At 68.2% G+C, this 12786-nt stretch carries 11 protein-coding genes and 6 tRNA genes; 10 read left to right on the top strand and 7 right to left on the bottom strand.

Annotated features, from left to right (window positions below; genetic code table 11):
• Positions 1-335 precede the first annotated feature (335 nt).
• On the top strand, positions 336-830 hold the full coding sequence (locus AC6CID_RS09060; RefSeq protein WP_006551375.1) for a 2-isopropylmalate synthase: 495 nt from the start codon (positions 336-338) through the stop codon (positions 828-830).
• A 157-nt stretch (positions 831-987) separates the two neighbouring features.
• Here AC6CID_RS09060 and AC6CID_RS09065 read toward each other — a convergent pair.
• The 5 genes from AC6CID_RS09065 to AC6CID_RS09085 all read right to left on the bottom strand — a co-directional run bounded on the left by AC6CID_RS09065 (position 988) and on the right by AC6CID_RS09085 (position 1450).
• Positions 988-1059, bottom strand: a tRNA-Val gene (locus tag AC6CID_RS09065).
• Positions 1060-1079: 20 nt separating this feature from the next.
• A tRNA-Gly gene (locus tag AC6CID_RS09070) sits at positions 1080-1155 on the bottom strand.
• Between the two features lie 50 nt (positions 1156-1205).
• Positions 1206-1280: transfer RNA gene (locus tag AC6CID_RS09075), tRNA-Val, on the bottom strand.
• 1 nt (position 1281) lies between these two features.
• Positions 1282-1352: transfer RNA gene (locus AC6CID_RS09080), tRNA-Cys, on the bottom strand.
• 25 nt (positions 1353-1377) lie between these two features.
• Positions 1378-1450: transfer RNA gene (locus AC6CID_RS09085), tRNA-Gly, on the bottom strand.
• 433 nt (positions 1451-1883) lie between these two features.
• Here AC6CID_RS09085 and AC6CID_RS09090 point away from each other — a divergent pair.
• From AC6CID_RS09090 to pdxS, 9 genes are all read left to right on the top strand, one after another.
• A tRNA-Val gene (locus tag AC6CID_RS09090) sits at positions 1884-1955 on the top strand.
• A 238-nt stretch (positions 1956-2193) separates the two neighbouring features.
• Positions 2194-2844: a DUF742 domain-containing protein gene (locus AC6CID_RS09095; RefSeq protein ID WP_006551376.1), complete on the top strand. Its 651-nt coding sequence runs from the start codon at positions 2194-2196 to the stop codon at positions 2842-2844.
• A gap of 142 nt (positions 2845-2986) precedes the next feature.
• Positions 2987-5065, top strand: coding sequence for a threonine--tRNA ligase (thrS, locus tag AC6CID_RS09100; RefSeq protein WP_006551377.1), 2079 nt, complete (start codon positions 2987-2989; stop codon positions 5063-5065).
• A 59-nt stretch (positions 5066-5124) separates the two neighbouring features.
• Entirely contained in the window at positions 5125-5646 is a 522-nt protein-coding gene (locus tag AC6CID_RS09105) for an ATP adenylyltransferase (RefSeq protein ID WP_051121556.1), read from the top strand.
• A 151-nt stretch (positions 5647-5797) separates the two neighbouring features.
• Positions 5798-6469, top strand: a complete 672-nt coding sequence (gene pgsA, locus AC6CID_RS09110; protein WP_019289235.1) for a phosphatidylinositol phosphate synthase — start codon at positions 5798-5800, stop codon at positions 6467-6469.
• The gene (locus AC6CID_RS09115; RefSeq protein WP_006551380.1) at positions 6466-7368 is read left to right on the top strand and encodes a phosphatidylinositol mannoside acyltransferase; all 903 of its coding nucleotides are present in this window, start codon (positions 6466-6468) and stop codon (positions 7366-7368) included. The genes pgsA and AC6CID_RS09115 overlap by 4 nt, the downstream gene beginning before the upstream one ends.
• Positions 7369-8496, top strand: a complete 1128-nt coding sequence (locus AC6CID_RS09120) for a glycosyltransferase family 4 protein (protein WP_024100742.1) — start codon at positions 7369-7371, stop codon at positions 8494-8496.
• Positions 8493-9575, top strand: a complete 1083-nt coding sequence (locus tag AC6CID_RS09125) for an NUDIX hydrolase (RefSeq protein WP_217579854.1) — start codon at positions 8493-8495, stop codon at positions 9573-9575. The genes AC6CID_RS09120 and AC6CID_RS09125 overlap by 4 nt, the downstream gene beginning before the upstream one ends.
• A gap of 250 nt (positions 9576-9825) precedes the next feature.
• Positions 9826-10728 carry a pyridoxal 5'-phosphate synthase lyase subunit PdxS gene (gene pdxS, locus AC6CID_RS09130; protein WP_006551383.1) on the top strand — a complete coding sequence of 301 codons (903 nt, stop codon included), beginning with the start codon at positions 9826-9828 and terminating at the stop codon, positions 10726-10728.
• Positions 10729-10733: 5 nt separating this feature from the next.
• Here pdxS and AC6CID_RS09135 read toward each other — a convergent pair whose 3' ends face one another.
• Complete coding sequence (locus AC6CID_RS09135) at positions 10734-11930, bottom strand: SpoIIE family protein phosphatase (protein ID WP_033096571.1); 1197 nt, start codon at positions 11928-11930, stop codon at positions 10734-10736.
• Complete coding sequence (locus AC6CID_RS09140; RefSeq protein ID WP_498353855.1) at positions 11927-12748, bottom strand: alpha/beta fold hydrolase; 822 nt, start codon at positions 12746-12748, stop codon at positions 11927-11929. Before AC6CID_RS09140 ends, AC6CID_RS09135 begins: the two co-directional genes overlap by 4 nt.
• Between the last annotated feature and the right edge of the window lie 38 nt (positions 12749-12786).

Consider the following 12786-nt stretch of genomic DNA (forward strand, 5'->3'; position numbering starts at 1 on the left):
GACACGAGCCCGGACGCGAGACGGAGAAGGGTCCGGATATGGCTGAACCCCAGCCTTGGATGGGGGGTCATGGCTGGGGTTCGACACCATCGGGGGGATGGCAACATCCACGCTACATGAGGGATCCCTCAGGTTCCAGCGACCGTGGTCACGGTTGCGTCACACGGTCCCGTGGATGCGACTTGCACGAAATGTCGGTGCGTTGTACCGTCGCGGCTATGAAGCGCGTACTCGTAGTTCACCGCCGTAGCGGGGTCTGATTCGGACCGACCCCTCGCTGCGGGTCGTTGAGCTACGCGTCGGTCCTTCCTTCTCGTGGAAGACCACTACGAACGATGAACGCCTTCACCTCCTTCTCGGGTTTCGCTCCGATGTTCCCCTCTGGCACCCCTGATGCCGATCCGTTCTTCGCCCGCTACGGACGCGGCCTTCCTCGGGGATTGCGCGAGGAAGCCTCCGGCATGAGTTGGACGGAGTTCGAATCCACCTACGGTGCGCAGCACGGCCCGGTCCGCCTCGGTGGCTGGACCGCGACGGCCCTGGGTGCGGGACGCAGCGCCTTCGAGGCGACGATCGCGATCGGCGACACGATCCATACGGCATCCGCCACGACCTGCGGACCGATCGCCGCGATGACCGCGATGCTGTACGACCTCGGGCTGAACATCGAGATCCTGTCGTTCCACCGCCACGACCTCGGTGAGATGTCCGCGACCTTCCTGCTGTGCCGCTCCGGCGAGCGCACGACCTGGGTGATGGGCACGGGCGAGACCGGCAACGAGTCGTCGCTGCGGGCGATGATCGCGGGGATCAACACGCTCGGCGCGTGACGCGCCGGTCCGGTGCGGGGGAATACCTCCGCACCGGATCACCCGTTGCCGGATTCTCACCGGGTGGCCCGGACGATCGGCGGTCTCCACGAACGAATGCGTCTCCACGAACGAATGAAGGCTCCCTTCGAAATTCGAAGGGAGCCTTCATCTTCTGTGCGCGATACTGGGATTGAACCAGTGACCTCTTCCGTGTCAGGGAAGCGCTCTCCCGCTGAGCTAATCGCGCCGGCATGGTGATCGCCGGAATGGAGCGGATGACGGGATTCGAACCCGCGACCCTCACCTTGGCAAGGTGATGCGCTACCAGCTGCGCTACATCCGCATGTGCACGTTCTTTCGGTGAACCGGCTCGGCCCACGTGCTGGTCGAACCTGGTGCGCGATACTGGGATTGAACCAGTGACCTCTTCCGTGTCAGGGAAGCGCTCTCCCGCTGAGCTAATCGCGCGAGGTGGAGACGGGAATCGAACCCGTGTGCACGGCTTTGCAGGCCGTTGCCTCACCACTCGGCCACTCCACCGTAAAAGGTCGAGTCCAACCTCTCGAGCGGATGACGGGATTCGAACCCGCGACCCTCACCTTGGCAAGGTGATGCGCTACCAGCTGCGCTACATCCGCATTCGCACCGTTCGGCGTCGTGCTCTCCGTGGTGCGGTTCAAAACAGTAGCCGAGCATCTACGAAACGCACAAATCCGCAGGTCAACGGCAGAAAACCGGCAGATCTCGCGAAGGTGACGGGCTGATGACCCCTGCGGGAGGCGACGAATAGGGCTTCGGAGGCCGAGCCCGCGTCCCCCGCTCGTGTCGCTCCGGCCGACACTTGCGTTCCCCGGTCCTCCCGAGTTGAGGGCCGTCCACGTCCCGGGGCTCCGGGTGCGCCTTCTCGTCTCTACGAGCACGGTCTCCTGCCCGCTCGCGTACGCGCGCGAGAGGCGCCACCCGAACGCGCTGCACGGAACATCCGCGTCGAAACGCTGGGACCAGGCGATTCGTCTTCATGGCGGGAGCGTGTTAGTGTTCCATCTCGTTCGAGCCGCTGCGGAGCGGCCCGGTCCCGTGGCTCAGTGGAAGAGCGTCCCGTTCACACCGGGGAGGTCGCTGGTTCGATCCCAGCCGGGACCACCGAGATCGGCAGTGACGAAAGGCACCCCCGCAGGGGTGCCTTTTGTCGTACCTTGATGAAATCGTTGAGCGTGCGTGGCGCCCGGTCGGGTGGTCGCCCGCGAGCGCTTGTTTCCTTCGAACCGCAACGGCCCCCTCGGGCCCGACCACGCGTGTCGTGTGGGCACAGCTGTGGTGCTTGTGGCCGAAGTGCGCGTAGTGATGGCAGGATCGTGGTCGTCGAGGAGGGCACGTCCGGATGAGCGTTGCGGACAGCGAATGGCCGGTCGTGGGGGCGACCGGAGCGAGATTCGGATCCGGTCGGTCCCGTCGACGTCGGCGGCCGGCGGATCACGCCGTGCCGGTACGGAATCACCGCGAGCCGGGCCCCGTCGTGGACGAGGTCACGGCAGCCGAGATGTACCGTCCCGCAGCGCAGCCGGTCGACACAGCGCAGCCGGTCGACAGAGCGTTGTCGGTCGACAGAGCGTTGTCGGGCGGTGCAGCGCAGCCGGCCGGCCGGAATGCGGGCACCGGGACCAGTGTGGGAATCGAGGACATGAACCAGTCAGAGACGTCGTCGTTCGTGCGCCCGTTCGTGCGGAGCGGGGGACGCACCCGAGCCGAGGTGGAGCTGCCTCTCGAAGTGCTCGTGTCGGCCGTCCCCTCCGCGATGGGCAGTGAGTCCGGTCCGGCGATGGACGAGCATCGCCTCGTGCTGGCGTTGTGCGCCCAGCCGAGATCGATCATGGAGATCGCGGCCCTCGCGCAGATCCCGCTCGGTGTCGCGCGCGTGCTCGTCGGGGATCTCGCGGCGACCGGCGAGATCACCGTGCACCGCACGGCCGACAAGGTGGGACCGAACGTCGAACTGCTCGAACGGGTGCTGACGGGTCTCAACCACCTCTGAGTTTCTCCGCTCGGCTCCCTGTGTTCGCTGCCCGGGCGGATGTCGATAGCATGATGAAGTTGCCGTGTGCTCGCGATCGTCGACCGCAGCACGCGTCCGGCGACGACCACGTATCAGGCATCGAGCCGAGGAGTCCGTCACAGTGACCACGCCCGCATCCGCGAAACCAGCCACGATCGTCCGGGTGCCCGCGGGGACCACTGCGGGCGCGGCGGTCCGTGACGCGGGTCTGCCCACCAAGGGACCCGAGACGATCGTGGTCGTCCGCGACTCGGAAGGCACGCTGCACGATCTTTCGTGGACGCCGGAATCGGACGTCGAGGTCGAGGCCGTCGGCGCCGACACCGAGGACGGTCGCAGCGTCATCCGCCACTCGGCCGCCCACGTGCTCGCACAGGCCGTGCAGCAGGAGTTCCCGGAGGCGAAGCTCGGCATCGGCCCGCCCATCCGCGACGGCTTCTACTACGACTTCCAGGTCGAGCGTCCCTTCACGCCCGAAGATCTCGCGAAGCTCGAGAAGCGGATGAAGAAGATCGTCAAGGATGCCCAGCGCTTCTCGCGTCGCGTCGTCGACAGCCTCGAGGACGCCCGCGAGGAATTGAAGGACGAACCGTTCAAACTCGAACTCATCGACGACAAGGCAGGAAGCAGTGACTTCGAGCCGGACCCCGAGGTGATGGAGGTCGGCGGCAAGGAACTGACCATCTACGACAACCTCAACCCCCGCACGGGTGAGCTCGTCTGGAAGGACCTGTGCCGCGGCCCGCACGTGCCCACCACCAAGTTCATCCCGGCGTTCAAGCTCACGCGCAGTTCCGCGGCCTACTGGCGCGGCGACCAGGACAACGCCGGCCTGCAGCGCATCTACGGCACGGCCTGGGAGTCCACCGAGGCGCTCGACGCGCACCTCGAACTCCTCGCCGAGGCCGAGCGCCGCGACCACCGCAAGCTCGGCACCGAACTCGACCTGTTCTCGTTTCCCGACGAGCTCGGCTCGGGACTGCCGGTCTTCCATCCGAAGGGCGGCATCATCCGCCAGGAGATGGAGAACTACTCGCGTCAGCGGCACGTCGAGGCCGGCTACGAGTTCGTGTACTCGCCGCACATCACCAAGGGCCACCTCTACGAGGTCTCCGGTCACCTCGACTGGTACCGCGACGGCATGTTCCCGGCGATGCACATCGACGAGGAGCTCAACGAGGACGGCACGGTTCGCAAGCCGGGTCAGGACTACTACCTCAAGCCGATGAACTGCCCGATGCACGACCTGATCTTCCGTTCGCGAGGCCGCTCGTACCGCGAGCTGCCGCTTCGCATGTTCGAGTTCGGATCCGTCTACCGCTACGAGAAGTCCGGTGTGATCCACGGGCTCACCCGTGTGCGCGGCATGACGCAGGACGACGCGCACATCTTCTGCACCCCGGAGCAGATGCGCGACGAGCTCACCAGCGTCCTGAAGTTCATCCTCGACCTGCTGAAGGATTACGGGCTCGACGACTACTACCTCGAACTGTCGACGAAGAATCCCAAGAAGTTCGTCGGCAGCGACGAGCTGTGGGACGTCGCGACCGACACCCTGCGCGAGGTCGCCGAGGCCTCGGGTCTGCACCTCGTCCCCGATCCGGGCGGTGCGGCCTTCTACGGTCCGAAAATCTCGGTGCAGGTCAAGGACGCCCTGGGCCGCAGCTGGCAGATGTCGACGATCCAGCTCGACTTCAATCTGCCGGAGCGATTCGAGCTCGAGTACACCGGCACCGACGGGGCGAAACACCGGCCCGTCATGATCCACCGGGCGCTCTTCGGGTCGATCGAGAGGTTCTTCGGCGTGCTCACCGAGCACTACGCCGGTGCCTTCCCGGCGTGGCTCTCGCCCGTCCAGGTCGTGGGCATTCCTGTGGCCGCGGACTTCGAGGACCACTTGTTCGACGTCGTGGGCAAGCTGAAGGCTCAGGGGATCCGGGCCGAGGTCGACGTCTCCGACGACCGTATGCAGAAGAAGATCCGCACCCACACCACGCAGAAGGTGCCGTTCATGCTGCTCGCCGGTGAGCGCGACGTCGCGGCGGGCGCGGTCAGTTTCCGTTTCCGCGACGGCACGCAGGTCAACGGCGTGCCGGTCGACGAGGCCGTGCGGATCGTGACCGAATGGGTCCGTCGCCGCGAGAACGCCTCGCCCACCGCCGAGCTCGTCGGTTCCGGTGGGGAAGGCAGCCCGTCGTGACGGGCGATCGCACTCCGGGGCCGGCCGACATCCCCGCGACCGACGACAGCCCCGCGTCGATGGTCGATCGCGGTGTGGGGGAGTCCGACCACCTGCAGCGCCTGTGGTCGCCGCACCGGATGTCGTACATCACCGAGTCCCCGCGAGGTCGCGACGAGCCGTACGAACCCTTTACCGATATCCCGAAGATGTCCGACGAGGAAGGTCTCGTCGTCGCTCGCGGCGAAACGGTGTACGCGGTGCTCAACCTGTACCCGTACAACCCGGGGCACCTGATGGTCGTACCGTATCGCCGGGTGGCCAACCTCGAGGACCTGACGCCCGAGGAGAGCGCCGAACTCATGCAGTTCGCGCAGCGGGCGCTCCGCGTCATCAAGCGCGTCTCGCGTCCGCACGGCTTCAACGTCGGCCTCAACCTCGGTGCCGCGGCGGGAGGCTCGCTGGCCGAGCATCTCCACCTGCACGTCGTGCCGCGCTGGGGCGGCGACGCCAACTTCATCACCGTCCTCGGTGGGTCGAAGGTCATGGTGCAGTTGCTGCGCGACACCCGTGCACTGCTCGCCTCGGCATGGGACGAGTGACAGCCTTCCCCGAGTCGTCGCGATCGCATCGTACGGCCGTGGTGCCGTTCGCGTGTCGATCCGCTGCGGGCCGACTGCGCATTCCCGGCCCTACTCGTGGCAGGATCGGATTCCGGACACAACGGTCGGACAGGAAGACAGGGGTCGCGGGATGCTGAGCTTCTTCGGGCGTGCGTCGGTGTCGAAGGTCACCGCGCCGCTCGGCAAGGCGCTGATCCGTACCGGCCTGACTCCGGACGCCGTCACACTCGTCGGCACCGTCGCCACGATCGCCGCCGCCGTGACCCTGTTCCCCATGGGACACCTGTTCTGGGGTGCGATGGTGATCTGGCTGTTCGTCATGTTCGACATGCTCGACGGAGCCATGGCCCGGGCCCGCGGTGGCGGAACGCGCTTCGGCGCGGTTCTCGACGCGACCTGCGACCGGGTCGCCGACGGCGCGATCTTCGCCGGTCTCGCGTGGTGGGCCGTCTACCATGAGCAGAGCCGTCCGCTGTTCGTCGCCACCCTGCTCTGTCTGGTGACCTCGCAGGTCATCTCGTACGCGAAGGCGCGGGCCGAAGCGAGTGGACTGTCCGCCGACGGCGGTCTGATCGAACGACCCGACCGGCTCGTGATCGTGCTCGTCGGCGCCGGTCTCACCGGCCTCGGACTCGACTGGGCGATCCACATCGCCATGTGGCTGCTCGTCGTCGGATCGGTGATCACCGTCTTCCAGCGGGTGCTCGCCGTCCGCAACTCCGCGGGTGCGCGCGAACTGCTTCCCATCACGCCCCCGGCCGGGGGGACGACGGAGACCCGGGACGACGGGGGAGCACAGTGAGTGTCGGCGAGAAGGCGTCCGATCTCGCGTACGCGGGTGGCTGGCGCCTGGTCCGGGCACTGCCCGACGGCGTCGCGCGACGGTTGTTCGACGCCGGCGCCGACCATGCGGCGCGCCGTGGCGGCGGACCGCAGCAACTGCGCCGCAACCTCGCGCGGGTGCTCGGGGTACAGCCGCACGAGGTGCCCGACGATCTGATCCGCCGGTCGGTCCGGTCCTACGCGCGCTACTGGCGCGAGGCGTTCCGCCTGCCGTCGATGGATCTCGACGCGACCGCGAAGTCGATCGATTCGTCCATCGAGGGCCGTGAGCACATCGAGGCGGCGCTCGCCGCCGGTCGCGGCGCGATCCTGGCGCTGCCCCACAGTGGGAACTGGGATCTCGCCGGCGTGTGGTGCGTCCGCTACTTCGGCGGATTGACCACGGTCGCCGAGCGCCTGCGTCCCGAGTCCCTCTACCGCCGTTTCGTGGACTACCGCGAGGGTCTCGGTTTCGAGATCTTCCCCTCGAGCGGCGGGGAGACGCCGCCGTTCGGGGAGCTTGCCGCGCGGTTGCGCGACAACCGGATCGTGTGCCTGCTCGGCGAACGCGACCTCGCCCGCAAGGGAGTGCCGGTCACCTTCTTCGGCGAACCCACCCGCATGCCCGCCGGACCGGCGAAACTGGCCATCGACACCGGTGCGGCACTGTTGCCGGTGCACTGCTGGTTCACCGAGGACGGCTGGGGGTTTCGCGTGGATCCGGAGCTCGACGTGAGTGTCGGGATCGACGCTGCCACACAGGCCCTCGCCGACCGGTTCGCCGCCAACATCGCCGCCCACCCCGAGGACTGGCACATGCTGCAGCCGTTGTGGCTCGACGACTTGTCGGAGGCTCGCCGCGCCCGGATGGAGGCGTAGGTGAGGATCGGGATGGTCTGCCCGTACTCCTTCGACGTTCCCGGTGGAGTACAGGCACACGTCGTGGATCTCGCGGAGGTCCTCATCGGCCGCGGGCACGAGGTGAGTGTGCTGGCACCCGCGTCGGAGACGACGCCCCTGCCCGACTTCGTCGTCTCCGCCGGTCGCGCCGTCGCGATCCCGTACAACGGGTCCGTCGCGCGCCTGAGTTTCGGTCCGGTCTCCTATGCCCGGGTCCGCCGGTGGATCAACGACAACGATTTCGACGTCCTCCACATCCACGAACCGAACGCGCCGAGCCTGTCGATGCTCGCGCTCAAGGTGGCGGAAGGACCGATCGTCGCGACCTTCCACACGTCGACGACGAAATCGCTGGTGCTCAGCACCTTCCAGGGTGTCCTGCAGCCCTATCTCGAGAAGATCAGCGGCCGGATCGCGGTGTCCGAGCTGGCCCGGCGGTGGCAGGTCACCTCTCTCGGTGCCGATGCGGTCGAGATCCCCAACGGTGTGGACGTGCCGTTCTTCCGGCACGCCCCGCTGCTGCCGGGCTACCCGCGAGCGGGCCGCACGGTGCTCTTCCTCGGCCGGTACGACGAACCCCGCAAGGGCATGGAGATCCTGCTCGGCGCGTTGCCGGCGCTCGTCGCCCGACATCCCGACATCGAGATCCTCGTGGTCGGGCGCGGTGACGAGGACCGCTTGCGGAAGGAAGCGGGACGCTACTTCCGGCACTTGCGGCTGCTCGGGCAGGTCGACGACGACGAGAAGGCGTCCGCGATGCGCAGCGCCGACGTGTACTGCGCGCCGAACCTCGGTGGTGAGAGCTTCGGCATCGTGCTCGTCGAGGCCATGGCCGCGGGGACGGCGGTCGTCGCCTCCCAGCTCGACGCCTTCCGCCGGGTACTGCGCGACGGGCAGGCCGGGGTCCTCGTCCCGGTCGCCGATGCCGATGCGCTCGCGCGTGGACTCCTCGAGGTCCTCGACGACGACGACCGCCGGCAGGCATTGGTCGACTTCGGATCCACGGTGGTCGAAGCGTACGACTGGCCGGTGGTCGCAGATCAGATCCTGCGGGTCTACGAGACCGTCACCGTCGGTGCCGGCCCGGTGCGGGAGGTCCGGTCGTGACCGTCAGCGCGGTGACGATCCTCGTCCTGTCGCTGATCGCCGCCGTGGTCGTGGCGATCGGTGTGTGGGCCTATTCCACCGCCAACCGACTCGACCGCCTCCATGTGCGCTCGGATCTGTCCTGGCAGGCACTCGATGCGGCCCTGGCGCGTCGCGCGGCGGTCGTGCGGAGCATCGTGGCGTCGATCCCGGTCCCGGAGGGACGCACACTCGCCCTGCTCGCCGATACTGCCGAACGTGCGGACCGCGCCCGGCGCGAGGAGGCCGAGAACGCGTTGTCGGCCTCCTTGGCACGGCTCGAGACCGGCCGGCTGCGCCCCCAACTCGTGGCCGAGCTCGCCGACGCGGAGGCGCGGGTGCTCATCGCCCGTCGTTTCCACAACGACGCGGTGCGCGACACCCTGGCGTTGCGCACCCGACGGCCGGTCCGCTGGTTGCACCTCGGGGGAACCGCGCCGCTGCCCACCTATTTCGAGATTGCCGAGCGGGCGGGTGCGGTCGCCACCGCGCCTCCGGCCGTTCCCGGCACGTCCCCTTCCTCAGGAGCGGCCCCTGCTCCCGCTTCGCGGACCACCCCGGTGCCGGATCGGGCACGCACGTCGGCTCGCGTCGTCGTGCTCGACGAGGACGGCCGGGTCCTGCTGCTGCGCGGACACGACCCCGCGGTGCCCGAGCGGCACTTCTGGTTCACGATCGGTGGCGCCGTCGAGCCCGGCGAGGACCTGGCGACGGCCGCGCTCCGGGAGCTCGCCGAGGAGACCGGTCTGCGGGTCGAGCGCGACCTCCTGTGCGGGCCGATGTGGCGGCGCGTGGCCGTCTTCCCGTTCAACGGTGAGGTCCTGCACTCGGAGGAGCTGTTCTTCTCGGTGCGGGTGCCGTCCTTCGAACCCGCTGCAGACGGCTTCACCGATCTCGAACGGAGCATGCGCCTCGACCATCGCTGGTTCGACGACGACGAACTGCAGGCGCTGGTGCGGTCCGGGAACCCGGTCTACCCGCACGATCTGCCCGAGCTCCTCGATGAGGCGAGGCAGGTCGCGACGCGGCGGCTGGAGCCGGAGATCCGCGCGATCCAGTGAAATTTTGAACCCTTTCGGTCCGGCCGCAGGGCCTCTCACGTAGAGATCCAGTTCGTGAAACTGGACGGTTCCTTTCGGGAATACGCAGGATCTTCAGTGCCCGTCCGAGGAGTGGACCGGTGTGAGGCAGTCCAGTTGTTCCGAACTGGCTATAGGACCGGCTCGGCTGCGCCCCTAGGCTCGGTTCCGCTGCCCGTCGCCCGTGCGCCGGCAGCTTTCGCCGATCCGTCCACCGAGGAGGACTCCCATCGTGACCAGCCCCGACACCGCCCCCGTCACCGGTACCGCCCGCGTCAAGCGTGGCATGGCCGAGATGCTCAAGGGCGGGGTGATCATGGACGTGGTGACCCCCGAACAGGCGAAGATCGCCGAGGACGCCGGCGCGGTGGCGGTCATGGCCCTCGAACGCGTGCCCGCCGACATCCGCGCGCAGGGCGGCGTGTCGCGCATGAGCGATCCCGACATGATCGACGGCATCATCGAGGCCGTCTCGATCCCCGTCATGGCCAAGGCGCGCATCGGCCACTTCGTCGAAGCGCAGGTCCTGCAGGCCCTCGGGGTCGACTACATCGACGAGTCGGAGGTGCTCACCCCCGCCGACTACGAGAACCACATCGACAAGTTCGCGTTCACCGTGCCGTTCGTGTGCGGCGCAACGAATCTCGGAGAGGCACTGCGCCGTATCAACGAAGGCGCGGCGATGATCCGCTCCAAGGGCGAGGCCGGCACCGGCGACGTCTCGAACGCCACGACCCACATGCGCCGGATCCGCCAGGAGATCCGGCGCCTGAGCTCGCTTCCCGAGGACGAGCTCTACGTCGCCGCCAAGGAATTGCAGGCCCCCTACGACCTCGTCGTCGAGGTCGCCCGCGCCGGCAAGCTGCCCGTCACCCTCTTCACCGCCGGTGGCATCGCCACCCCCGCCGACGCCGCGATGATGATGCAGCTCGGGGCCGAGGGCGTGTTCGTCGGATCCGGAATCTTCAAGTCGGGCAACCCCGCCCAGCGTGCGGCCGCGATCGTCAAGGCCACCACCTTCCACGACGATCCCGACGTGCTCGCGAAGGTCTCGCGGGGCCTCGGCGAGGCGATGGTCGGTATCAACGTCGACGAGATCCCGCAGCCCCACCGGCTCGCCGAACGCGGCTGGTGATCGTTCTACCGGGGCGCGTGCAGGGCGAGCAGGGCGACGTCGTCCTGCACGCCCGCCCCGAGCGTCGCGAGCGCCTCGCGGACGGCCCCGACCGCTTCCGCCGCGCTCGTCGGTTTCGATGCGCGGACGTGCTCGAGGAGCCGGTCCTCCCCGAAGCGTTCACGGGTCTCACCGGAGACGAGGGCCTCGGTCACCCCGTCGGTGTACAGCAGCAGCGTGTCGCCGGGGCGCAGCGCGAAGGTGTGCTCGACGAGCCGCGGCGTGGGCAGCATTCCGATCAGCTGTCCGCCGATCGTGGGGAGATAGTCGACGTTGCCGTTCGCGCGCACGAGGAGCGGCGGCGGATGCCCACCCGAGGCGAGACGGATGTCGACCCGTCCGGTGTCCGGATCGGGCGCGACCGTGCCGAAGGTGAGCGTGCAGAAGGGGGCTCGCGTTTCGCTGTCGCGTTCGTCGAGCAGGGTGGTGTTGAGCGTCCTGAGCGCCGCGGACGGGACCGTCTCGTAGACCGCCGCGGCGCGCAGCGTGTAGCGGACGATCGACGTCACCGCCGCTGCGCGAGCGCCCTTTCCACACACATCGCCGAGGAACAGCCCCCACGTGCCGGCGCGCGCGGGGAACAGGTCGTAGAAGTCGCCGCCGACCTCGTCGGGGGACGCGATGTGGTAGTACGCGTCGACCTCGAGTCCCGGTACCGCGGGCAGGCTCGGCGGAAGAAGGGTCGCCTGGAGTGTGGCGTTGATCGTGCGGAGCCGCTCACGCTCGAGTTCGGCCTCGCGACGGGCACGGAGCAGTTCCGTCTCGTAGGCGCGGCGCTCGCGGGCATCGAACAGCATCGTGCGGATCAGCGTGGGCCTGCCCTCGGCGTCCGGCTCGACCACCGAGGCGGCCAGGACCGGCAGCCGGGTCCGGTCGGCACGGACGAGTTCGAGGGCGATCCCGTTGATCTGTCCGTGCATGAGGAGGAGCGGCGCGTAGTGGGTCTCGTGGTAGATGCGGCCGCCCACGCTGAGAAGGTCCGAGAAGTACCGCTTGCCGACCAGTTCGTCGCTCGTGAACCCGAGCCAGTCCGTCAAGGTCCGGTTGATCTCCGTGATCCGGCCGTCCGGGAGCGTCGTCAGGAATCCGCACGGCGCGTTGTCGTACAGCGCATCGCCGTGTCGGATACGGGGATCGAGGGTTCGATCGGTCGTCGCCGTCACCCCGATCGGCGCGCGAACGCCGCGATCGCGGCTGCTGTCTCTTCGGGTGCGCTGAGCTGCGGGCAGTGGCCGGTCGCGTTCAGGGTCACGAGTTCGCTCCCGGGGATCTGCTCGTGAACGAAGGCACCGACCTCGCGCGGAGCGATCGCATCGTGGGCGCACTGGGCGACGAGCGTGGGCACCGACACCGCGGCCAGGTCGGAGCGGTTGTCGGACAGGAAGGTCACCCGGGCGAAGACGCGCGCCACCTCAGGATCCGTGCGGCAGAAGATCTCGGCGAGTTCGTCGCCGAGCTCCGGTCGCTCGGGATTGCCCATGATGACCGGCGCCATCGACTCGGTCCAGCCCAGATAGTTCGCCTCGAGGGATTCGAGCAGCTCGTCGATGTCGTCGGTGCTGAACCCACCTCGGTATCCGCTGGCCGGATCGTCGATGAAGCGCGGGGACGGCGCGAGCAGCACGAGACCGGAGAAGACCTCCGGGGCAGCGGCCGCCGCGAGGACACCGATCGATGCGCTCACCGAGTGGCCGACGAAGAGCACCTGCCCGAGATCCAGGCTCCGGCACAGGTCCACGACGTCCTCGGCGTAGGTCTCCATCCGCGAGTAGCGCTGGGAGTCCCAGGCGGTCGCATCGGAACGCCCGGAGCCGACGTGGTCGAACCGCACCACGGTGAAGTCGGGTTCGAGCAGCGGGATCATCAGGCGCCACAGGTGCTGGTCGCAGCCGAAACCGTGCGCGAGGACGACCACCGGGCCCTGTCGGTTGCCCGTGATCGTCACGCTGCTCCTGCGCACCATATCGGTGACTTGTCGCATTGCACCCCCTCCGTTCTCCCGAGGGTGTCATATTCGCT

It is taken from the genome of Rhodococcus sp. GQ147 (genome assembly GCF_059759155.1).